This window comes from Sulfurimonas iocasae (genome assembly GCF_047716755.1).
Lineage (GTDB): Bacteria > Campylobacterota > Campylobacteria > Campylobacterales > Sulfurimonadaceae > Sulfurimonas.
In genome coordinates this window covers 2,407,667-2,431,556 of sequence record NZ_CP180409.1, presented here as the reverse complement: position 1 = coordinate 2,431,556, position 23,890 = coordinate 2,407,667, and the positions used below count along the sequence as shown (strand labels likewise).

The 23,890-nt window shown below is 33.4% G+C and carries 22 protein-coding genes and 1 tRNA gene; 21 read left to right on the top strand and 2 right to left on the bottom strand.

Going from position 1 to position 23,890, the window contains the following annotated elements:
• Nucleotides 1-99 precede the first annotated feature (99 nt).
• The 11 genes from guaA (at nt 100) to ACLHDE_RS12270 (ending at nt 14,556) form a co-directional block, all read left to right on the top strand.
• Entirely contained in the window at nt 100-1,650 is a 1,551-nt protein-coding gene (guaA, locus tag ACLHDE_RS12320) for a glutamine-hydrolyzing GMP synthase (protein WP_415396711.1), read from the top strand.
• A gap of 20 nt (nt 1,651-1,670) precedes the next feature.
• A complete protein-coding gene (locus ACLHDE_RS12315; RefSeq protein WP_415396710.1) occupies nt 1,671-2,312 on the top strand; it encodes a uroporphyrinogen-III synthase in 642 nt (213 codons plus the stop codon).
• A 375-nt stretch (nt 2,313-2,687) separates the two neighbouring features.
• Nucleotides 2,688-3,953: a phosphoribosylamine--glycine ligase gene (gene purD / locus ACLHDE_RS12310; RefSeq protein ID WP_415396709.1), complete on the top strand. Its 1,266-nt coding sequence runs from the start codon at nt 2,688-2,690 to the stop codon at nt 3,951-3,953.
• An 11-nt stretch (nt 3,954-3,964) separates the two neighbouring features.
• A complete protein-coding gene (locus ACLHDE_RS12305; protein WP_415396708.1) occupies nt 3,965-4,414 on the top strand; it encodes an RDD family protein in 450 nt (149 codons plus the stop codon).
• Complete coding sequence (locus ACLHDE_RS12300; RefSeq protein WP_415396707.1) at nt 4,407-6,581, top strand: LPS-assembly protein LptD; 2,175 nt, start codon at nt 4,407-4,409, stop codon at nt 6,579-6,581. The genes ACLHDE_RS12305 and ACLHDE_RS12300 overlap by 8 nt, the downstream gene beginning before the upstream one ends.
• A 4-nt stretch (nt 6,582-6,585) precedes the next feature.
• Nucleotides 6,586-7,248, top strand: a complete 663-nt coding sequence (locus ACLHDE_RS12295; protein WP_415396706.1) for a phosphoribosyltransferase — start codon at nt 6,586-6,588, stop codon at nt 7,246-7,248.
• Nucleotides 7,238-9,421, top strand: coding sequence for a polyribonucleotide nucleotidyltransferase (locus ACLHDE_RS12290; RefSeq protein ID WP_415396705.1), 2,184 nt, complete (start codon nt 7,238-7,240; stop codon nt 9,419-9,421). Before ACLHDE_RS12295 ends, ACLHDE_RS12290 begins: the two co-directional genes overlap by 11 nt.
• Nucleotides 9,422-9,559: 138 nt before the next feature.
• Nucleotides 9,560-9,874: a F0F1 ATP synthase subunit C gene (locus ACLHDE_RS12285; RefSeq protein WP_415396704.1), complete on the top strand. Its 315-nt coding sequence runs from the start codon at nt 9,560-9,562 to the stop codon at nt 9,872-9,874.
• 70 nt (nt 9,875-9,944) lie between these two features.
• Nucleotides 9,945-10,028, top strand: a tRNA-Leu gene (locus tag ACLHDE_RS12280).
• A 95-nt stretch (nt 10,029-10,123) separates the two neighbouring features.
• On the top strand, nt 10,124-12,280 hold the full coding sequence (locus ACLHDE_RS12275) for a DctP family TRAP transporter solute-binding subunit (RefSeq protein ID WP_415396703.1): 2,157 nt from the start codon (nt 10,124-10,126) through the stop codon (nt 12,278-12,280).
• Between the two features lie 17 nt (nt 12,281-12,297).
• Nucleotides 12,298-14,556 carry a putative bifunctional diguanylate cyclase/phosphodiesterase gene (locus ACLHDE_RS12270; protein WP_415396702.1) on the top strand — a complete coding sequence of 753 codons (2,259 nt, stop codon included), beginning with the start codon at nt 12,298-12,300 and terminating at the stop codon, nt 14,554-14,556.
• A 2-nt stretch (nt 14,557-14,558) separates the two neighbouring features.
• On the opposite strand, the gene ACLHDE_RS12265 is transcribed toward ACLHDE_RS12270, so the two are convergent.
• A complete protein-coding gene (locus ACLHDE_RS12265; protein ID WP_415396700.1) occupies nt 14,559-14,816 on the bottom strand; it encodes a hypothetical protein in 258 nt (85 codons plus the stop codon).
• 182 nt (nt 14,817-14,998) lie between these two features.
• On the opposite strand from ACLHDE_RS12265, the gene cysK reads away from it, so the two are divergent.
• The 3 genes from cysK to ACLHDE_RS12250 are packed head-to-tail and all read left to right on the top strand — an operon-like array spanning nt 14,999 to nt 16,963.
• On the top strand, nt 14,999-15,922 hold the full coding sequence (gene cysK / locus ACLHDE_RS12260; protein ID WP_415396699.1) for a cysteine synthase A: 924 nt from the start codon (nt 14,999-15,001) through the stop codon (nt 15,920-15,922).
• A 7-nt stretch (nt 15,923-15,929) separates the two neighbouring features.
• Nucleotides 15,930-16,505 carry an aminotransferase class IV family protein gene (locus ACLHDE_RS12255; protein WP_415396698.1) on the top strand — a complete coding sequence of 192 codons (576 nt, stop codon included), beginning with the start codon at nt 15,930-15,932 and terminating at the stop codon, nt 16,503-16,505.
• Nucleotides 16,499-16,963, top strand: coding sequence for a hypothetical protein (locus tag ACLHDE_RS12250; RefSeq protein WP_415396697.1), 465 nt, complete (start codon nt 16,499-16,501; stop codon nt 16,961-16,963). Before ACLHDE_RS12255 ends, ACLHDE_RS12250 begins: the two co-directional genes overlap by 7 nt.
• Before the next feature lies 1 nt (nt 16,964).
• Here the strand turns inward: ACLHDE_RS12250 and ACLHDE_RS12245 are convergent, their stop codons facing one another.
• On the bottom strand, nt 16,965-17,867 hold the full coding sequence (locus tag ACLHDE_RS12245; RefSeq protein ID WP_415396696.1) for a LysR family transcriptional regulator: 903 nt from the start codon (nt 17,865-17,867) through the stop codon (nt 16,965-16,967).
• Nucleotides 17,868-17,995: 128 nt separating this feature from the next.
• Between ACLHDE_RS12245 and ACLHDE_RS12240 the strand changes: the two genes are divergently transcribed.
• The 7 genes from ACLHDE_RS12240 (at nt 17,996) to ACLHDE_RS12210 (ending at nt 23,881) form a co-directional block, all read left to right on the top strand.
• Nucleotides 17,996-20,044: an ATP-dependent helicase gene (locus ACLHDE_RS12240; RefSeq protein WP_415396695.1), complete on the top strand. Its 2,049-nt coding sequence runs from the start codon at nt 17,996-17,998 to the stop codon at nt 20,042-20,044.
• Complete coding sequence (gene truB, locus ACLHDE_RS12235) at nt 20,041-20,865, top strand: tRNA pseudouridine(55) synthase TruB (protein WP_415396694.1); 825 nt, start codon at nt 20,041-20,043, stop codon at nt 20,863-20,865. The genes ACLHDE_RS12240 and truB overlap by 4 nt, the downstream gene beginning before the upstream one ends.
• Entirely contained in the window at nt 20,859-21,089 is a 231-nt protein-coding gene (gene csrA / locus ACLHDE_RS12230; RefSeq protein ID WP_415396693.1) for a carbon storage regulator CsrA, read from the top strand. Before truB ends, csrA begins: the two co-directional genes overlap by 7 nt.
• Nucleotides 21,090-21,097: 8 nt before the next feature.
• The gene (locus ACLHDE_RS12225) at nt 21,098-21,868 is read left to right on the top strand and encodes a 4-(cytidine 5'-diphospho)-2-C-methyl-D-erythritol kinase (protein ID WP_415396692.1); all 771 of its coding nucleotides are present in this window, start codon (nt 21,098-21,100) and stop codon (nt 21,866-21,868) included.
• A gap of 114 nt (nt 21,869-21,982) precedes the next feature.
• On the top strand, nt 21,983-22,408 hold the full coding sequence (locus ACLHDE_RS12220; RefSeq protein ID WP_415396691.1) for a hypothetical protein: 426 nt from the start codon (nt 21,983-21,985) through the stop codon (nt 22,406-22,408).
• Between the two features lie 163 nt (nt 22,409-22,571).
• Complete coding sequence (gene smpB, locus ACLHDE_RS12215) at nt 22,572-23,024, top strand: SsrA-binding protein SmpB (RefSeq protein WP_415396690.1); 453 nt, start codon at nt 22,572-22,574, stop codon at nt 23,022-23,024.
• Nucleotides 23,024-23,881, top strand: a complete 858-nt coding sequence (locus tag ACLHDE_RS12210; RefSeq protein ID WP_415396689.1) for a M23 family metallopeptidase — start codon at nt 23,024-23,026, stop codon at nt 23,879-23,881. The genes smpB and ACLHDE_RS12210 overlap by 1 nt, the downstream gene beginning before the upstream one ends.
• Nucleotides 23,882-23,890 lie beyond the last annotated feature (9 nt).

The following is a 23,890-nucleotide window of genomic DNA, read 5'->3' as shown; positions in this document are numbered from 1 at the left end:
AATATTCCATACGCTCAAGACAAGGGCAAATCAAAAATTAATCTAACTTATTGTATTCTTGCAAACTTACTAATTTATATTTTTTAAAAGGTCCCTCAAATGACAAATGTTAGCATCATAGTTTTAGACTTTGGTTCTCAGTACACGCAACTTATAGCTCGTCGTCTTCGTGAAGATAAAATTTATTGTGAAATCCTTCCTTACCATACTTCTGTAGAAGAGATTAAAGCAAAAAATCCAAAAGGTATTATCTTAAGTGGTGGCCCATCTTCGGTTTATAGTAAAGATGCTTATGAAGTAGATCAGGGTGTTTATAAACTTGGTCTTCCAGTTCTTGGTATCTGTTATGGTATGCAGAGAATTGCTGTTGATTTTGGCGGTAGTGTTATCCGTTCAGACCACCATGAGTATGGAAAGGCAGAACTTACAATAGAAAAAAGTGGTGAAAATTGTTCTCCGCTTTTAGCAGATTGTGATGATGGTAACATAGTTTGGATGAGTCATAGCGACAAAGTTGATGTTCTTCCAGAGGGTTTTACTCCTATCGCTACTTCTGCAAACTCCCCATATGCAGCAATTGCAAATGAAGAAAAACGTGTTTATGCTATGCAATACCACCCAGAAGTTCAGCACTCTGAAGAGGGTTACCTGATGCTTAGAAACTTCGCAAAAAATATTTGTGGAGTAACTGAGAAATGGAAGATGGAGCATTTCTTAAAAGAGCAAATTAAGAGTATTCGTGAGAAGGTAGGAACTGGCAAAGTTCTTTGTGGACTAAGCGGTGGAGTTGATAGCTCTGTTGTTGCCGCGATTCTTTATGAAGCTATCGGAGATCAACTGATTCCTGTTTTTGTTGACAATGGACTTTTAAGAAAAGGTGAACGTGAGCAAGTTGAAGAAGTATTTAAAATTAACCTCAAAACTCCTCTAATAACTGTAGACGCAGTTGATAACTTCTTAGGAAAACTTGCGGGCGTAAGTGATCCGGAAGAAAAAAGAAAAATCATTGGACACACTTTTATAGAAGAGTTTGAAAAAGAAGCTAAAAAGCATGATGGCATTAAGTTTTTAGCTCAAGGTACACTTTATCCTGATGTTATTGAGTCAATCTCTGTAAATGGCCCATCTGAAGTTATTAAATCCCACCATAATGTTGGTGGACTTCCTGATTGGATGGATTTTGAACTAATTGAGCCTCTGCGTGAACTTTTCAAAGATGAAGTTCGTAAAATCGGCTTAGAACTTGGTCTTCCATCTGGAATGATTAATCGTCACCCATTTCCTGGACCTGGTCTGGCAATTAGAATTATGGGTGAAGTAAACGTACCTGATTTAACTCTTCTTCGTGAAGCTGATGTAATTCTTTTAGATGAGTTAAAAGCTAGCGGATACTACGCTAAAACATGGCAAGCATTTGTAGTTTTACTAAATGTAAAATCTGTTGGCGTAATGGGCGATAACCGTACGTATGATAATACTGTATGTGTTAGAGTTGTAGAAGCAGTTGATGGAATGACAGCAACATTTGCTCATCTTCCGCATGATTTACTAGAGAGAATAAGCAGAAGAATTATCAACGAAGTTGACGGAATCAATAGAGTTGTTTACGATATCTCAAGTAAACCGCCAGCAACAATAGAATGGGAGTAGAGATTTAAATCTCTCTTCTCATGAAAAGACAAATCTACCTCTTCGCTACTTCAAAACACCCGGATGCTATAAGCTCTAAATCATTAGAGGTTAGATTTTTAAAACCACAGATTGACTTCACTAAATATGACTACCTGATAATAACCTCCAAACAAACTGTAAAAGCACTCGAACAATATGAAAGAGAAGAGTTTATAAATATACCTGCTTTATGTGTATCTGTAAAAACTTCTGCATCTTATAAAAGTTTTGGTGGAAAAATTCTAGATGTTGGTGATGGTTATGGCGATAATCTAGTTAAAAATATAAAAGAAAAGTCTAAAGATAAAAAATGGCTCTATCTAAGAGCAGAATTTATAGCATCTGACTTTGTTCAGAGATGCCAAGACGATGGATATGATATAGATGAAGAGATTCTATATGTAAGTGAATGCTCAAACGAAGGAATGGAAGTAGAGGTTAAAGAAAATCCAATACTTATATTTACTTCTCCATCCTCAATAGAGTGCTTTTTAAAAACACACACGATAGAAGCAGATGCAAAAGTAGTAGTAATAGGTAAGACAACTGCGAAAGCTTTACCTGATGCAATTGAGTATAAAATATCAGAAAAAACATCTATAGATAGTTGTATAGAAATGGCTTTAACACTTCAAGCATAAAAAAATACTGGTTTTTAAAAATAACTCTCAAAAAAGACTAACTTATTAAATAAAGTAAAGTAATTTTTTAGTATAATAAATTCATAGTCTGAGTAGTTCGATATATCGTATATATGAGGGTTCTACATTTTCAAATCGTGAACTAGTAGGGTTCTTGTGTGTCGGTGTCATCGTTTGAGATATGTTAACTCTGTCGAGATGATGCCGCCGTTAGAGAGCACTCTCTTCACCCAAATTAGGCTTTTAGAACCAAGCCAATTACGAAACGGCTACTCGGGCTATTACTATTTTTACGCTATAGCTAAGTTTTCTTCGGTAGAACGCCAACGCGTAGCAAAGCCATGCTTTAACTTTTATACATTAGGAAAACAATCAATGAAAATATTAATTTTAGGTTCAGGCGGTAGAGAATATTCTATAGCAAGAGCAATTTTAAATGAAGAACAAAAACACGAACTTTTTTTTATGCCAGGAAATGGCGCTACAAATGATTTGGGTACAAATTTAGATATTAAAGATTATAACGATTTAGCAGATTTCGCAAAAGATAATAATATAGAATTAACAATAGTAGGTCCAGAGGCTCCATTGGTTGATGGTGTTGTAGATATTTTTAAAGCAAAAGATTTAACAATTTTCGGGCCAAGTAAAGAAGCGGCTCAGCTAGAGGGCTCAAAAGTTTATATGAAAAACTTTTTAGCAAAGTATAACATTCCGACTGCCCGCTATATAGAGACAGCATCTATTGATGATGCTTTTAAATTTACAGAAACTTTAACAGCTCCTATTGTTGTTAAAGCTGATGGACTTTGTGGTGGCAAAGGTGTTATCATCGCTCAGAGCCACGACGAAGCAAAAATAGCAATCTCCGAGATGCTAAGTGGAAAAAGTTTTGGAGATGCTGGACTTAAAGTCATCGTTGAAGAATTTCTTGATGGTTATGAGCTTTCAATGTTTGCTGTGTGTGACGGGGATGATTATATTTTACTTCCAGCAGCACAAGACCACAAAAGACTTTTAGATGGAGACGCGGGTCCGAATACTGGTGGAATGGGTGCTTATGCTCCAACACCTTTAGTTGATGAAGAGTTATACCAAAAAGTTAGAGATAGAGTTATTCGTCCTACTTTAGATGGAATGAAAAAAGAGCTGGCTCCTTTTGAGGGAGTTCTTTTCATCGGAATTATGGTTGTAAATGGTGAACCAATTACACTAGAGTTTAATGTTCGCTTTGGAGATCCAGAGTGTGAGATACTGATGCCACTTATGACTTCAAGTGTGAGTGATATGTTTTATAAAGCTGCAACAAATAGACTTGGCGAAATAAAAGTAGAATTCTCTTCGCAATATGCAGTTGGAGTGGTAATGGCTAGTGGAAATTATCCTTATTCAAGTTCAACTCCTGCAGAGATTATTTTGGATGATGTTCATCATGAGACAATAGAGAAATATACTCATATCTCTTTTGCAGGTGTTAGTAAGGTTGATGATGTACTTTACGCAGATGGTGGTAGAGTTTTAGTTTGTGTTGGTTTAGGTGACACTATTAAAGAGGCAAGAGACAGAGCATATCTTAGATGTGGTCAAGTTCATTATGTCGGTAAAAAAATAAGAACTGATATAGCTTATCAAGCTCTTTAGGGGTACAGGTAGTGAACGAAGAGATAGAAAATATTCTTCATCGTGAAGGCATAAAGCTAGCAAGTAACAAAAAGAGAGCAATGGCTTTTTTTATAGATGAGATGCTACTCTCATTTTTGCTGGTTGTAGCACTGTGGGATTCATTTGCTCAGGCCGTTACAATGGAGCAGATGATAAATATAACTAACACATTTGTTTTAGAATACATGCTTATGAAGATTATCTATCAAGCTTTTTTTGTGATGCAGTATGGTGCTTCTTTAGGTAAAATAGTTATGAAGATAAGAGTGATAGATATTAATACAATTCACAAACCAAATGTAGTAGTTTCACTAAACCGTGCTATCTTTCGTGTGATTTCAGAACTTTTTTTCTACTTAGGTTTCTTATGGGGTCTGTTAAATCCTGAACGCCAAACCTGGCATGATAAAACAGCGAAAACTTTGGTTGTAGATGCTTAAACTTTTAACCATTTTTCTAATACTTACATCCATCTTGTGTGCAACAGATAAGGAAGGTAAGGTTGAAATATATGCTACATCCATGGAGTCTAAAGATAATGTAGTCACAGCTTCGGGTGAGGTTACTGTCGTTTATAAAGACTACTTTCTTAGTGCAAAAAAAGCCATTTATGATAAAAATAGCGGAGAATTGGAACTATTTGACAACATTAGAGCAACTCAGGGAAAAAGCTACAAACTTTTAGGTGATTATGCAAAACTTAACATTGCTAAAAAAGAGCGAGTATTTAAACCATTTTTTATGCTTGAAAAAGAATCAAACGTTTGGATTAGTGCTGATGAGGGTTGTGCATTAGACAAAGATTTTGATATTCAATCAGGAGTTCTTAGTGGATGTAATCCTAATGATCCTCTTTGGAAAATCCATTTTTCATCATCTACTTACAACTCTGAGGATATGTGGCTAAATATTTATAATGCAAGAATATTTATATATGACATACCTGTTTTTTACACACCTTATATAGGATATTCTTTAGATACTAGAAGACGAACAGGACTTTTGGTCCCAACATATGGTATTTCTTCAGATGAAGGTTTTTATTATGAGCAACCTATCTATATTGCTGAGCAAAATTGGTGGGATTTAGAGCTTAGACCTCAAGTGAGGAGTAATCGTGGTTATGGTGCTTATTCTACATTTAGGTTTGTTGATTCTAAAATATCAAATGGTGAGCTTAAAACAGGATATTTTAAAGAAAATGATAGTTATTTTGAATCTAAAAATCTAGAAAATAATACACATTATGGGTTTAACTTCTCCTATGATAATAGAGATGTAATTGATCAATGGTTTGGAACAAATTTGGAAGGTCAATCGGGTTTGTATATGAATTTAAATAATATGAACGATGTTGATTATATAAATCTATCAACAAGCAGTACTACTAATAATGTAACATCAACACAAGTTACATCAAAAATAAATCTTTTTTATAATACTGATAGTAACTACTTTGGTTCATATTTTAAATATTATAAAGACTTAACAGTAAGTAATAATGAAGAAACTATTCAAGAATTACCTACACTGCACTATCACAGATATTTAGAGACTTTTTTTGATGATCACTTATTATATAACATTGATGTGCAAAGCAACAATATGTATAGAGAAGTTGGCAAATATGTAACACAAACAGATGCTACTATCCCAGTTACACTACATAGCAGTCTTTTCGATGAATATTTAAATCTTTCATATCAATCTAATTTATATGCCCAATATTCAAAATTTGGTGGCAAGGAAGAAGTGTCGAGTGGTGAGTATAATAATGGTTATATTGCAAAAAACTATCACGTTTTATCTGCATCTACACAGTTAAGCCGTGCTTTTGAAGATTATACACATGTTGTAGATTTTAGCTCTACCTATACTTTTGCTGGTGAAGAATCACGAAGCGGTTATTATGAGGACTATGAAAATTACTGCTCACAGACAGAGAATAAAAATGAAACAATATGTGAGTTTTATGAGGTCTCAAAAATAGGTGAAGAACAGAAGTTTAATTTTACTCAGTATTTATATGACTCAAATGGTGCAGAAATTTTTTACAACAAGTTAGCTCAAACTGTTTCATATGAAAGTTCAGTAGATACTTTAGGAGAACTTGAAAATGAGTTAAATTATCATATAACAAAAGGCATAAATTTTTATAACAATATGTTTTACAACTATAACAAAAATAAGTTTTCAAAGATTAGTAACCAACTCACATTCAATGGAAGTGGATTAAATATTTCTTTTTCTCACCTTTATAAGGATACATTTTTAGAAAAAACTGCAACATATACACCTTATACAAGCTATATTACATCAAGTGCTAGTTATACTTACAATAGGCATTATTCATATAATATGACATATAATTATGATGTAGAGAGTAGCCTTAAAAAAAGTGCTAGTGTGGGGTTTTTATATAAAAAAAGATGTTGGGATTTTGGTCTGAAATATCTTGAAAACAGAAGACCTACATTAACTACAACTGGCTCAACTTCTTCATACGATAGATATATATATTTTACTGTGAATTTAAAACCACTTATGACTTCAGGCAGTGATCCACTGTTTGAATATAAATTACCTGAAGCTACGCAAGGACTTTAATGTAATGAAAAAATATAAAGATATACTCAAAAATAGAGAAGACGCAGCAAACAAGCTAGCCGATGTGATACCAATGCAAAGACTAAAAGATGAGTCATGGAAGATTGTGGCTGTATCAAAAGGTGGGCTTGAGCTTGCATATATGTTGAAAAAAAAACTTCCAAATACCTTGGATTTTCTTTTTTCAGAAGCTATTATGGCGCCAAATAATGATGAGTGTGAAATTGCAAGAGTAAGTGAGAGAGAAGAAATAGTTATTAACGAGCAGTTAGTAAATGCCTTTGATATTCAATATGATTATATTTACGGTGAAGCTCGAAGAAAACATGAAGAGAAGATTTTAAGTTATGTGTATCAATATAGAAAAGGAAGACCTTTTTCACCTATGAAGAATGAGGTTGTGCTGCTTATTGATGAGGGAAGTGAAACAGGTCTTAAATTTATGACTGCACTTAAAACTATTTTAGCAATGCAACCAAAGGCAGTTTATATTGCTGTGGCAGTTTTGCCAAGTGATACATTAGATTTATTAGAGCCATTTGCAGATGATATATTTTTTCTTTACGATATAGATGATTATGTTGAAACTGCACTTTATTATGAAGAACTAGAAAAAGTTGAAGAAGAAAAATTAGAAAAATACTTAGGAGAAAAGAATGAAATATGATGTTAATTTAGAGTTGGAAAATAGAGTAGAAGATTACTCATTTGGAGATGTAGCGAGACAAGCAAATGGTTCTGCATGGTTAAAATCAGGTGAGAGTGTGATATTGGCGACAGTTGTTATAGATGAGACAGAAATAGTTAAAGATGACTTTTTACCTCTTACAGTTCAGTATATAGAAAAATCGTATGCTGCCGGTAAAATTCCTGGTGGATTTTTTAAACGTGAGACAAAGCCGAGTGATTTTGAGACTTTAACTTCTCGTATAGTTGACCGTTCTCTTCGTCCACTATTTCCAAAAGGTTTCGGACATCCTACTCAAATAACTATCATGGTATTTAGTGCAGGCTCAGATGCAGATTTACAAGTTCTAGCTCTTAATGCTGCTTCAGCTGCACTATATACTTCAAATATAGATATAAATACTTCAGTTTGTGCTGTTAGAGCAGCAAAAGTTGATGGAGAGTTCGTTTTAAATCCAACTCTTTCTCAGCTTAAAGACTCTACATTAGACCTCTATTTATCAGGGACTAAAGATGAACTTCTTATGATAGAGATGCGTTCATTTGGAACTAATGAGACTCAAGTCTCAGATAATTACATAATTGACCCAATGATAGATCCTGCCCTTAGTACTCCTAGTATATTAGTTCATAAATCAAATGCTATTGCTGAAGATGATTTGATTGATGTTTTAGAGAAGACTCAAACAGAACTATTTGCTTGCAATACTAAGTTTGAACAAGCGTTTGCGGAGTATAAGCAAGAAACGGTTGCAATTGAGTGTAAAGCTCACGCCATAAACGAAGATATGGTCTCTTATGTAAGAGATAAACATATGTCTGATATCGCTTCTGCTATGAATCAAATGGCAAAATCTGAGCGTTCAACTGCTCTTAGACAACTTAGAAAAAGTATAATTTCTACTAAAGTAGAATGGGCAGATGTTGAGAGCGAAGTTGCTTTAAAAGATGCTATTGAGAGTGTTAAAAAAGAGCAGGTAAGAGCTCAAATATTAAATGAAAGAGTTCGTGCTGATGGCAGAACTTTAACAGAAGTTAGACCTATATCTATTAGCACAAATGTACTTCCAAAAGCTCACTCATCATGTCTGTTTACTCGTGGTCAGACTCAAGCTTTAGTAGTTTTAACTATGGGTGGTCCTAAAGATGCACAGATGTTTGAGTCTCTTACTGATGATGGAACTCAAAACGAAAATTTTATGGTTCATTACAACTTTCCAGGATTTAGTGTTGGTGAAGCATCTCCAATCATGGGCACAAAAAGAAGAGAGTTAGGACACGGAAACTTAGCTAAAAGAGCATTAGAGCCTATTGTTGACTTAGATGGAGATACAGTCAGACTTGTTTCAGAGATTTTAGAATCAAACGGTTCATCTTCTATGGCTACAGTTTGTGGTGGTTATATGGCCCTAAAAGCTGCTGATATTGAGACTAGTGATACTGTTGCTGGAATCGCTATGGGTATGGTTAGTGATGGTGGTAAATATGCAATTCTCTCAGATATCATGGGTCTTGAAGATCATGATGGAGATATGGATTTTAAAGTAACTGGTTCAAAAGATGGAATCACTGCAATGCAAATGGATATTAAACTCGGCGGAGTCTCTTTAGATGTTTTAAAAGAAGCACTTTATCAAGCAAAAGAGGGTAGAAGTCATATTATTGACATTATGTTAGATGCTGAGCAAAAAATAGAGTTTAACGATGGTGTTTTACCAAGCACAGACTTTTTTCATATAGATCCAGGTGTTATTGGTGAAGTTATCGGTCAGGCTGGCAAAGTTATCCGTGAGATTATTGAGAAGTTTGAAGTGGCAATTGACATCGACAAAAAAGATGGAAAAGTAAAAGTTACAGGTAAGAATAAAACAGGCGTATCAGGTGCAAGAGAGCATATTGAGGGCATAGTTAATGCACCTAAAGTTGAAAAAATTCAGTACCAAGTTGGAGATAAGCACGAAGGAGTTGTTAAGAAAATAGTCGACTTTGGAGCGTTTATTGGTCTTCCAGATGGAACTGACGGCCTTTTACATATCTCTAAAATATCAGATCAAAGAGTGGAAAAAGTATCTGATGTTTTAAGTGAGGGTGAAAAAATCATGGTTGAGATTTTAGAGTTCAAAGGTAATAAGATTTCTTTAGGCAGAGCATAAGAGAATATTTAGTATTTTTTTAGTATAATTCGCCCATCAATTTTTAGTAGGGAAATCTAGGCATTTATGTTTAGGTTGCGCCATTTCGATGTCGTTACGCTATCCGAAAGAATTTGTAATAATTATATGGAGAAACTTATGAAAAAAGTTCTATTTTTAATGCTAGCTCTTGCTACTGCTGCATTCGCATCTGATGGTGACGTTGCTAACCAAACTCTTAAAGCTTACTCAATGATCGCTGCTGGTCTTGGTCTTGGTCTTGCTGCTCTTGGTGGAGCTATCGGTATGGGTCATACTGCAGCTGCTACAATCGCTGGTACTGCACGTAACCCAGGTTTAGGTGCTAAACTAATGACTACAATGTTCATCGCTCTTGCAATGATTGAAGCACAAGTTATTTATGCACTAGTAATTGCTCTTATCGCACTTTACGCTAACCCATACTTAGGTTAATAAACCCAAAGTATATCCTCAAGCCTAGCTCTATTTTGAGTTAGGCTTTTTTTTACTTCTTTTTCTAAATGCGATCGTGGTGGAACGGTAGACACGCGGGCTTGAGGGGCTCGTGCCTAACGGTGTGGGGGTTCAAATCCCCCCGATCGCACCATTCTTGTTTTATTCCTTCAAATACATTTTTTTAAGTAAAGAATAATCCTATATACAATACTATATTATAGTAACAAATTTAATTAAGTGATTTTTATGAAACGTATTTCTTTGCTGAGTGGTGTTATGCTAGTTTTAGCATTTTTAATTTGGATAATACCTGCTTCAAGTACAGAGCAAACTACAACAAATCAAACTCTTAAGAGTCCAGAAAAAAAAGAGATTACAATTCTACGTTTTGGTCACAATTCACCTGTAGATAGTCCTCTTCACCAAGCAGCATTACGTTTTGCTAATGAGATAAAAGAAAAAACAAATTCACAAATAAAGATAGAAATATATCCCCTGCAAGCACTTGGAAATGATCAGCAGATGATTGAAATGGCTAGAGATGGCGATATTGATATTATTTTAACGCCGACTGCAAAAATGAGTGTGGCTGTACCATCTATGCAGTATGTTGATCTTCCATTTTTCTTTCCTACTCGTGAAGATGTATATGAGATGCTAGATGGTGAACCTGGACAGATGCTCTTTGATGATTTACGTGAGATAGGTCTTATAGGTGTGACATTTTGGGAAAATGGTTTTAAACACTTTACAGGTAATCAGCCTTTTTTATCTCCGGATGATTTTAAAGGTAAAAAGATAAGAGTAATGAAGAGCCGAATCATAATGGAGCAGTTTGAATCTTTTGGTGCTGAGGCTGTTGCAATAGACTTTCTTGCTACAAAAAAAGCACTGGCAGATAAGGTAGTTGATGGTCAAGAGAATCCATTGGTGGCTATTGTAGGTATGGGTTTTTATGAAGTACAGTCTAATCTTACTTTGAGTGAACATGCCTATCTGGGTTATGTACTTTCAATCAGTGAAAAAACCTTTAAAAAGCTACCTCAAAATATTGAGCTTATGTTGATAGATACGGCGAAGAAAATTACACCTTGGGAGAGGGAAGAGACTAAAAGACGTGAACAAAAATTGATTGAAATAATTGAAAGTTCAGGGGTAAAAGTAGATAAACTCTCAGAAGAAAATCGCAATAAATTTGTCCAAAAAACATCACATATAGTTAGAAAATTTGAAGATATAATAGGTGCAGATATTATTTCAAAAACACAGGCTCTTTTTTTAGAGAAATATGGTCCAAATCCAAAAGATAAGGAACAGATAGTTATTGCTATAGATGCGGATTTATCTATGGATGGCAAAGTAGTTGGTTTAGCTATTAAACGTGGTGTTGAACTGGCAATCAATGAGATAAACAGCCAAGGCGGAGTATTAGGTAAAAAGCTTGTCCTACTTGCAAAAGATCACAGAGCAATATCGAGTATAGGTATTAAGAACATAAAAGAGTTTACTAGTAGAGAAGATGTTGTTGCTATAATAGGGGGACTTCACAGTGCCATAATTGTTGATGAAATAGATGTAATACAAAATGCTCATATTCCTTATCTTGTTCCATGGGCTGCAGCTTCAGAAATTATTGAAAATGGATATAAAGATAATTACCTCTTCCGTGCATCTGCCAATGACAGGTTAGTCTCAGAATATATTACAAAATTTGCCCTAAAAAGGCACAAAAAACCGGCTATCATAGTTGAGAACTCTATTTGGGGTAGAAGTAACTTAAAGAGAATGAAGACTTATCTTAATAAACATGGTATAAATAACTTAACAACAATCATCTTCAACCGTGGGCAGAAAGATTTTAAAAAAGAGTTAAAGCAGATAAGTGATTCAGATTCAGATTCAGTTATAATGGTTGCTAACTCCAATGAAGGGTCTCTTATTGTTCAAGAAGCCGTTAAGCAAAAAGAAGTACTTCCTATTATCTCACATTGGGGTATTTTGGGTGGAACTTTTTTTGAAGATAATAAAGGGATACTTAAACGTATTAATTTGCACTTTTTTCAAACTTTTAAATTTTGTAAGCAAAATACATCACATTGTAAAAGACTACTACAAGATTATCTTATGACTTACAGCTACAAGAATAAAGATGAAATAAAGGCTGCATCTGGAGTTGCACAAGCACATGATTTGATACATCTTTTGGTTATGGCTATTGAAAAAGCAAAATCAACAGACCGCAAAAAAGTAAAAGAGGCTTTAGAAGATTTACCGTCTTATGATGGAATTACAAAGAAATATAAAAGAGCATTTAGTAGTGACAGGCATGACGCATATGATGAGAGTGATTTTTTTATGGCTAAATTCTCATCGGATGGAAAAATTATTGCAGTTGATGATTAGGTAGGAATGTAGTTATTATGATAATGGATTTCTTTAAAAAGCAAAGTATTAGAAACAAAGTAGTTATTCAAGTTACCTCTCAGGTAGTTATTGTATCTGTTCTAATAATAATAACGATGCTATTCATAGTAAATAAACACTTAAGTGAGCAAACTCAAGCACTTCTATCAAGTAAAGCAAAAAATATTCATGAGAAGATTGAACAGCGTATTCGTTATTTGGTGGAAAATACTGTTTTACTAACAAAAAATGAGTTAATGGTTAATGCACTTACGGACACTATTGGAAGAAAAAAGTATCTAACGCCTTTAGTAGAGAATTTTATGGAAGGAAAAGATGTTACATCTTTAGATGTTGTAGATTATGATGGAAGACCTATATTTCAAACACAAACAAATACACCACTTTATAACAAATCCAAAAATTTACGCACAGCACTGGCTCTGAATCAAGTTACTGTATATATTCAAAAGAGTGATAAACGAATTGTTGTAATCAGTCCAATAGAATACTATTCAACGACACAAGGAGCTGCAATAGTTGTATTTGATATGGCTAGTATAGCAAGAGAAAATCTTCCACTTACCAAAACTTTATATATGAAACTAGTAAGAGGTGAAGAGATTATCTTTTCTAATAACTATGACCCTAAATTAGAGTATCGTTCTGTTGTACATTATGCAGACGATAAGATGCGAACTTTCAAAGATTTGGGTATTGCTTTAGAAATAGGATTACCCCAAAATATATACAGAGCGCCAATAAATGAAGCTATTGTAAAATTGGTTATTATAGGGCTGCTATTTATAATTATAAGTATTTTCACCTCTACAATGACAGCTAATAATATTACGCAGCCAATACTAGAATTATACAGACGAGTAAAGGCTTCTGCAGATGACAAAGATATTCTTTGTAGTCCACTTGGTAGTGATGATGAAGTTGAAAAACTAGCTAAGGCTTTTGATGAACGTACTTTACAACTTCAGTATCAAGTAGAACATGACGCTCTGACTAGTCTGCCAAATAGAGTTCTTTTTATGGATAGATTGCACCAAGCAATAAAAGTAGCAAAAAGAAAAAAAGATAAAATAGCTGTTCTTTTTATGGATTTAGATCGCTTTAAAGAGGTAAATGATTCCTTTGGTCATGATTTTGGGGATGAGCTTTTAAAGATTGTAAGCACAGAGGTAAAAGCTCATTTACGTGCAAGTGATTCTATCGCTAGATTAGGTGGAGATGAGTTTACTATTTTATTAGATCATATAAAAAATACAGATGCTATTGTAAATATTGCACAAAAAATAATGCAAACTTTTAAAGAACCTTTTACGATTAAAAATCATAAATTCTTTATAACATGTAGTATTGGTATCGCAATATATCCGCTAAACGGGGAGACTCCTGATAAGTTACTTAAAAATGCAGATGCAGCAATGTATAAAGCCAAAGATGATGGACGTAATACATATCAGTTTTATATTGATGAGATGACAGACAAGGCTTATGGGAGAATTACATTAGAGACACAGCTTAGACAAGCTCTCAAAAATGAAGAATTTGAAGTATATTACCAGCCTCAAGTTGATATGGGTTCAGAAGATATTATTGGCATGGAAGCTTTAATCAGATGGCACCACCCCGAGATGGGCTTCGTACCTCCTGATAAATTTATACCTTTGGCCGAAGAAACAGGAATCATAGTAGAAATTGATAGATGGGTGATGAATAGTGCACTAGAGCAGTTTATGAAGTGGAAAGAAGATGGATTAAATCCTGGAATACTATCATTGAATCTCTCTATGGTTCAGTTAAATCATGAAGGTTTTATTGACGAGGTGAAAAGAGTTATGTCTTTAACAAATATGCCACCAAAGCTTTTGATGTTTGAAGTCACAGAGAGTCAGATTATGAAAAACCCACAACAGACAATAGCAAAGCTTGAAAATTTAAAAGAGATAGGTGTTAGTCTTGCTGTTGATGATTTTGGAACAGGACACTCTTCTCTTTCTTATTTAAAACGTCTTCCAATAGATAAGATAAAGATTGATCAGTCATTTGTACGAGATATTCCTGAAGATAGTGATGATATGGAGCTGACACGCGCCATTATTGCTATATCTAAGAGTTTAAAAAGAAGTGTTATTGCAGAGGGCGTTGAGACCTATGAACAAGCTCAGTTTCTACAAGAAAACGAATGTATAGAAGCCCAAGGTTACCTTTACCATAGACCACAAAATGCGCAAGCTATTACAAAGTTATTAGTTCGTGAATAACTTTATATCTCGTTGTTATTCCAAGCTTTAACAGCATCTACAAGATTTTCAAACCCGGTAACTTTTCCGACTATAAAAATTTCATCAAAAACATAACAGCTTACATTTCCATTTGGCTCTAGCAAGAACATTGCATTTTCATCTTCTGCTCTTTTGTCTGTAGATAAGACTCTCATCCCGTCAACTATATCATTTACATCAGGAATATCATCATACTCAACATCCACTAGTTTTTTGCCATCACTTACATATATAGACATAATTACCTCTTTATAAAATTACGATACATTTATTTTATTATTAAAAAGCTTTGGAAAAAATATTATCAAGAGTTTGACCTTGTTGTTGCTTTAGATGATAGTAACTTCAGTAGTCTAAAAACTTTAGGTGTAAATAATCTTTTTAGTGTAAAATCAATTTGATTAATTTATAGAGGATTTTTATGAACATCGCTAACAATATAACAGATTTAATAGGCAATACACCATTAGTGAAGCTAAATACGCCATCAAAACTTACAGGAACTACAATCCTAGGTAAGTGTGAGTTTATGAATCCTACTAGTTCGGTAAAAGATAGAATAGGTTTTAATATGATTAGAAGAGCACAAGAAGCAGGTAAAATAACAAGCTCTACAACTATTATAGAACCAACAAGTGGAAATACGGGTATAGCACTGGCTGCTAACTGTGCCGCACAAAATCTAAAACTAATTTTGACTATGCCTGAGTCTATGAGTATTGAAAGAAGAAACTTGCTAAAAGCTCTCGGTGCCGAGCTTGTTTTAACTCCTGCAGCTAAAGGAATGAACGGAGCAATTTCTAAAGCTGAGGAGCTACAAAGCGAAATAGAGGGTAGTATCATCTTGCAACAGTTTGAAAATGAGTCAAATCCTGAGATACATATGATTACTACTGCCCAAGAAATATTAAGAGATACTGATGCTATTTTAGATGTATTTGTGGCTGCTGTTGGGACAGGTGGAACACTGACAGGTACTTCTAGAGTATTAAAAGAGAAGATTCCAAATATTACAGTTATCGCTGTTGAACCTGAGGCTTCTGCTGTACTTTCAGGTGGAAAGCCAGGCCCTCATAAGATTCAAGGTATTGGTGCCGGATTTATACCTGGCATATTGGATACTGCAATCTATAGTGAAGTTATACAAGTAAGCAATGAAGATGCCATAGCAACTGCTAAAATGTTAGCAAAAGAGGAAGGACTGCTTGTTGGTATCTCAGCCGGAGCAAATGTTTATGCCACAATGGCAGTAGCATCTAGAGAAGAGTTTAAAGGCAAAACACTTCTAACTATTCTTTGTGACACTGGGGAGAGATATTTAAGCACAGAACTATTTAGTGAGTAATACCTATTTGGAAACCATTAAATCTTTTAATGGTGAGATATTTAACCTCTTATACCATCAAAGACGATATGAGAGTGTTTTAAAGTCACTCGGAATTAGGGACTTTAAAAATCTACAAGACTATTTAAACCCTCCTTTGTCTGGACTATATAGATGCAGATTAACCTACGATAAACAAAACATAAAAGTAAGCTATCACAAGTATGAAAAAAGAGTAATTAAATCTATAAAGTTAGTATATGATGATAAAATTGATTACTCTAAGAAATTTACTAATAGAGATGAACTGAATAATCTCTTTGAAAAAAGAGAAGATTGCGATGAGATCTTGATTGTTAAAAATTCTTTAGTCACTGATACAAGCATGGCAAATATTGCTTTTTATAAGGACAGCTTATGGTATACACCAAAAAAACCACTTTTAGAAGGAACAACAAGAGCTAGACTTCTAGATGATGGAAAAATTATAGAAAAAGATATAGATGTAAAAGATGTAAAAAACTATTCAAAAGTAGCACTAATGAATGCGATGATAGATTTTGATATAATTACACAATATAATTTAAAGGATACGACTTGTTAGATAGTGTTATAAACAACAAAGAATTTACTCAGATGATGCAAAAGCATATACAGGAGTTAATAATTCATTTTTTCCAAAAAGAACAAAATTTTGGAATTCTTTGTAAAATAGAAGACGCTCTATTTGAGCCAAGTTTGCCAGAAGACATAGTATCGGAGTTTCGCCCTTTAACACTTTTCTTTTTAGCAGGGTATACATTTGAAACAGCTCATATACAAGATAATAATCTGGTCTTTGAAGCTGGTTTTGGAACTGAAAATTTTGGTAGTTTAGTTCATGTACCACTTGTTAGTATTATGCAAATAATAGTAGATGAAACACCTGTTATGATAAATCTTGCAATTTACCAGCCAGAAGATGTACCTACCAAAGTATCAGATAAAAAAGGTGAAAAAAATTCAATGGCTTCTTTTCTTTCAAACCCAGAAAATTCCAGGTTTGTAAAAGATAAGAAATAGTTTATATTTTATTGAGAGATAGTAAGTAGTTAACAACATTATCAACAAATGCGTCGTGCTTTCTCTCTTTTGAGTAAGCTATATAAAAACTTCTTTCTATCTTATAGTTTTTAAGTCTAGCTTCGAAAAGTCTACCAGAATTTAGTTCAGACTGTATAACATGACGAGACATAATAGATACTAAAGGTCTCTCTGCATTTTTGTCGGCATTAAGAATTGATTCTTTTATAGCTGTTGGAGAAGCTAGAACAGCAAGTACACTAAAACTTTCACATTGAACACCCATCTCTTCAAATACTTCAGAAGTTAATTTTCTTGTGTGTGAATCTTCATTACGACAAATCCAGTCAAAGTCAAGCAAATCTTCTGCTGATAGTTGTTTTTTAATGGGTTGGTTTGAGAAAGGTACTAGTTCATCCTGAACCCATTCTCTATAGATGATGCCATCTCTAAATACAGGAGATTCAATAAGAGCTACATCTATTTTCTTTTCTTCAAGTTGATCTATAATATCTGAAGATAAGCCAACATGCATGTAAATTTCATTACCTATTCTTTGTTTTATTTCACCAAGATAATTAGGAAGAATATAGTTGCCAATAGCGTTTGAACTACCCATAACAAATGTGAATTCTTTGTTAATTATTTTAATAAGTTCTTTTTCACTGCTTGATATTGCTTTATCAAGTTTAACAGCAATCCTATAAAGATCTTCACCCTCTTTTGTAAGCAATATACCATTCTTCTTTCTCTCAACAATTCTTGTATCAAGATAATCTTCGATAAATTTAATCTGTTGGGTAACAGCTGGTTGTGAAATACCCAACTTCGCGGATGCCTTTGAAAAACTTTTTTCTTTTATGACCATTAAAAAAGTCTGTAATTTGGCAAAATCTTTTAGCATAATAATTCCTATAAGTTAAATGAATATTTAAAATTATAACTCAATATTATAATTATTGCAATAGTTTTGTATAATTTATAACTATTTGGTTATAATAAACTTACATAAACAAAGATTATTGGTAAACGATGGAAAAAATATTTGAAAAACTAAATGAATCACAGAGTCTGGCTGTAAAACAATCAGAAGGGCCGGTTCTTATTTTAGCTGGAGCTGGAAGCGGAAAGACAACTACTATAGTCTCTCGTCTAGCATATCTTATTGAAGTTCTTGGTATTCCGGCATCTAATACTTTAACTCTTACTTTTACAAATAAAGCAGCAAAAGAGATGCGCGAACGTGCTCTTGATATGATTGAAAATGTCTCTTATCCACCACTTCTTTGTACCTTCCATAAGTTTGGTCTATTATTTTTAAAGTTCAATATTCATCTTCTAAATAGACAAAACAATTTTGTTGTAATTGATACAGATGATAAAAAACGTATTATTAAAAGAATAAATACTGAAATTCCTACACCACTAATAGCTAGTGAAATCTCAAGATATAAAAACTCACTATTGACTCCTGATGATGCATACAAGCAAGCTGAACTTTTTAATTATCAGCAAATTGCAAAAGTATATGAAGAGTATGAAGCATATCTAAGAGAGAATAATTTAGTGGACTTTGATGATCTTATAGCTTTAACTTATAAGCTTCTAGATGAAAATCCGGAACTTGCAGAAAAAACATCTCAAAAGTATCAGTATATTATGATTGATGAGTATCAAGATACAAATGAGTTGCAGTTAAAACTTCTACAAAAGCTATGTTCTTCTCATAGCAATCTATGTGTTGTTGGTGATGATGACCAGAGCATCTATGGTTGGCGTGGAGCGCACATTAGAAATATTATGGAGTTTGATCAAGATTTTAAAGGTACTTCTACTTTTAAATTAGAAAATAACTATCGTTCAAAAGAGCCAATCTTAAAAGTTGCAAATGCACTTATAGAGCATAATCGTTCTCGTTTGGGTAAAAAACTTATTGCTACTCGTGGATCGGGAGAAGATGTGACTATTTTAAATTCTCACGATGAAAATGAAGAGTCAAGAAAAATAGCACAAAAAATTAGAAAACTTTTAGACTCAGGGGTCCAAGCAAATGACATAGCAATTTTATACCGTGTTAATGTTTTGAGTCGTTCTATAGAAGAGGGTTTAAATCGTACCGGTATTGCTTACAAACTTGTAGGTGGACTTAGATTTTATGATAGAGCAGAGATAAAAGATTTAATCAGTTATATTAGAATTATAACAAATTTCCATGATGATTTCTCATTTAAAAGAGTAGTCAACAAACCAAAAAGAGGTTTAGGAAAGGCCAGCATTGAGAAGATTGAGCTTGCAGCTCATGCAAATGAGAGCTCTATATATGAGTATATTAAGAAAACTTCTTTAGCGGACTTAGAAGTACTTGTAAGAAAGAAAAACGCTAAGACTTTAAAAACATTTATAAAAAATATAGAAAATGTTTCAAAAGTAGCAAGTGAATCTACTTATGAGTTTGTAGATGTTTTAGAAGATACTTTCCATTTAAAAGATATCTATGCAGGGATGCAAGATGAAGCAGATAGAGTTTTAAATATGGATGAGTTCTATGGGCTCTTTCGTGATTTTGTAAAAAAATCTCCTGAGTCTGGATTAGATGAGTTTTTAAATGAACTTACACTTCAAAGTGAACAAGATCAGGTTGAAGGGGAGAGTATCTACATGATGAGTATTCACGCTTCTAAAGGTCTTGAGTTTGAACATATCTTTATTATAGGACTAGAAGAGGGCTTCTTACCGCTTGTAGGTGATGGAAGTGATTTAGAGGAAGAGAGACGTCTTGGTTATGTCTCTTTTACAAGAGCAAAAGAGACTCTTACTCTTTCTCATGCTGGAAGTAGATTTTACAAAGGACGCAGAAGTGATTTACAAAAAAGTAGATTTTTTAACGAAGCAGGACTTTGTGAAGGTTCGCTAAAAGTAGAAAAAAATACAGCCTTTAAAAAAGGCGACTTAGTTCGCCACAAAATTTTCGGAACAGGTAGAGTTACAGGAATTAGTAAAAGTGGGCGAGAGTTCAAACTAAACATTAACTTTGCAGGTACTAAAAGAGATATTCTTGCATCCTTTGTTGAGCGCCTATGAATAGACTCTTTGTAGCATATAAACCTACAGGGATTAGTTCAAATTTTTTTTTATCACAATTAAAAAGAAAATATAATGATAAAAAAGCTGGTTTCTCAGGAACACTTGATCCTTTTGCAAAGGGTGTTTTACTGATAGGTTTTGGTTCTCATACAAAACTATTTCGTTTTTTAAACAAAACTCCTAAAACTTATAGAGCAACTCTCTGGCTGGGTGCTGCATCTGACTCTCTTGATAGTGAGATGATAAAAAATGTAGAGATGCTAGAAGAGTTTAGTTTAAAAAAGATAAAAGATGCAGTGAAGTCACTAGAGGGTGAGTTAGAGTATGAACCGCCTATCTTTAGTGCTAAGCGTATAAATGGTCAAAGAGCTTATGATTTAGCACGTGCAGGTAAAGAGTTTTCGCTTAATAAAATAAACTCTAGTATCTATGAAACAAATCTAATAAGTTACTGTCATCCATTTGTTACCTTTGAAGCAACAGTATCTGAGGGTACATATATTCGTTCCCTAGGTCGCATTATAGCTCATAGACTTGGATTAGAACATGGAAGTCTAAGTGCTTTAGAGAGATTAAGTGAAGGTCAGTTTAGATTTGATGGGGAAAAATCTCTAGATATTAAAAAATCTCTTAATATTGCTGAAAATTTTTATCTTGGTGAGATGGATAATCTCAAATATGGAAGAGTTCTTGCTTTAGAAGATTTAGAGATACAAAAAGATGGCTATTATTGGTTAGATAATGGCGATAATATTTCTGTTATAAATATAGAAAATCAAACTGTGAAATATGAACTAGGCAGGATATATACATGTTAGTATTAGCTAGAAAATTAGATGAATCAATTGTTATCGGGGATAATATAAATATAAAAATTATATCTATCGATAAGGGTGTAGTTAAACTAGGTATAGATGCTCCAAAAGATGTTTCTATTGTTAGAAATGAACTTTTAGAAGATGTAAAAGATTTAAATATTGCAGCTTCAAAAGAGTATAGTCAAGATGACTTGAGCCAACTAAGCAAGATTATTAAAAAATAGAGATAAATATGAAAATTTACAGAGCTTACGCTAAGGTAAATGTGTTTTTAAAAATAACAGGCATCAGAGATAACTATCATGAGATTATTTCTAGGTTTATGAGAGTTGATTCTCTTTATGATGAGCTCTCTTTTAGCAAAAAAACAAAAGATGGTTTTGAGATTATTGGAGAATTTTCTTGTGAGACTAAACAAAATACTATATACAAAGCTTATATAGCGCTAAGAGATTCCATAAACTCAGAGTCTTTGGATAAGCTTATGCAAACGTATGCCGTAGAAGTTAAAAAGTATATACCTGCTTTTGCTGGACTTGGTGGTGGAAGTAGTGATGCAGCTACCTACTTAAAGATGTGTAATGAAGTTTTAGACCTTGGACTTAGTCAAAATGAACTAGCCAAGATAGGTTTAACAGTCGGTGCGGATGTTCCATTTTTTATATATGGATTTGACAGTGCAAATGTTAGCGGTATAGGAGAGATAGTCGAAGAGTTTAAAGAGCCTCTTTTAGACTTTGAAGTCTTTACTCCGAAAATAGAGATAAGTACACCAAATGTCTATATTAGTTATAGAGAAAACTTCTACGCACCCATAGATGGATTTAAGACAGATGAGTTAAAAAAGAAAACTTCATTAGATGTTTTAGAGTCTATGAGCGCAGACGAAGCAAATGACCTTTTCAAGCCTGCTTTGCAAGAGTATAGTGAATTAAAAAATTACTATAAACAGGGATATTATTTTAGTGGCAGTGGGAGTAGTTTTTTCAGATTAGTTAAGTAAATATCTATCATTTTGTTAATATAAAATAGTATTTAATAGCTAAAGTATAAAAAAATATGATACAATAATTATCGAGGGATATTACAAAGTCTAATCTTAATAGGTGGAGACGTGATGAAAAAAGTATTGTTAATGAGTGTGGTTGCACTGACACTATCTTTTACTTCTGTATCGGCATATGATCTTAGGTCTAATATGTTGCTTTTAAATGCAGATTTAAGAGATGTTCAGCAAAGTTTTATATCTAGTGATAAAGAGGGTGTAAAAAATTCGATTGAACGATTTGCAAAACATGCAAATGAATTACTAGGAAATAAAGAAAAGTTTGAGCAGATGCTTCCAGAAAATAAAAAGCATAAATCAAACGAAGCAGTAATGAGTGCGCAAATTATTGCACACAATGTTCAAATAATTTTAGATGCTGTTGAGAACAAATACAACCAATCCGGTAAACTTCGTAGAGAAGAGTCTCAAAGAGCTTATACTTACATCGAACATGCTTGTTTCCGTTGTCACAATATTGTACGTGACGAAAACTAAAACAATTAAACATCTCTTTTTAAAAGGGATGTTTAAATAGTTTTTAAAGCGTTAAAACCTTCTAAAACATCATCAAATCAATTCTAAAAATCCAAATCTTAATTAATCCATGGTAAAATAATAAAAAAAGTTTAGACTATATAGTCGAAAAGGAAAGTTAATTATGGGCGAAACAGTAGCTAAAAATAAAAAAGCCTATTTTGATTATTTCTTAGAAGAGAAATTTGAAGCAGGATTGGTTCTTCAGGGTAGTGAAGTCAAGGGTATACGAGCAAATAGAGTAAACTTAAAAGATAGTTTTATTCGTTTTGTGCAAGGTGAAGCATTTTTATTTAATGCTCATATTGGAAGACTTGAAACAACTCATCACTACTATACACACGAAGAGAGAGGCAGTAGAAAGCTTCTCTTACATAAAAAGCAGCTGATAAAAATGAAAAAAGCTGTTGATCTAGACGGTTATACAATAGTACCTCTACAACTTTACTTCAACGGCAGAAATCTTATTAAAATCCAAATTGCAATAGCAAAAGGAAAACAGCTTCATGATAAGCGACAAGATTTAAAACAAAAAGATATGAAGCGTGATATCGCTAGAGCGATGAAAGACTACTAATGAAGTTCTTTATAGCTTTAGCAACTATTATCTCAACTATTTTTGCTTTTAATATAGATATATCTGATTCAACTATTGCAAATGGTAAGACTACAATCATAGAGTTTGAAAAAGAGCAAAACATAGAGTATAAAAAAGTTGTGTTAGGTAAAAAAATACATAAGATATATCAACATCCTCTAGATTCTAAGAAAAGCTATGTCTTAATTCCTGTAAGTTACTATGAAAAACCAAGTGATAAAAAAGTTGAGGTTTTTTATACAGAAAAAGGCAAACAAAAAAGTAAGATAATTTTCTTACGTGTAGAAGATGGAAAGTACAAAAAAGAGAAGATTCAAGTTCAAAAATCAAAAGTGAATCCCAAAAGTAAAGAAGTTAAGAAAAGAATAGCAAAAGAATATGCTGAGGCTATGAAGATTTACTCTACATCTACATCTAAAAGTCAAGTGTCATCAAAGTTTATAGCTCCAATGGATAGTAAAATAACAAGCTCATTTGGAAAAGCAAGAGTTTACAATAATACATTAAACGGTTATCATAGTGGGACTGATTATAGAGCGAAAATTGGCACATCGATACATGCTAGTAATGATGGGGTAGTTGTGTTGGTTAAAGATAGATTTTACTCCGGAGGTACGGTTATCTTAGATCATGGTCATGGCATCTATACTTGTTATTATCATATGAGTGATTTTAGTGTCAAAAATGGACAAAAGATAAAGAAAGCTGATATTATAGGATTATCCGGTGACAGCGGCAGAGTTACTGGGCCACATTTACATTTTAGTGCAAGAGTAGGTGGAGAACAGGTTGATCCACTTCAGTTAATAGAGTTACTAAATAGAAAATTATTTTAGATTCTATAA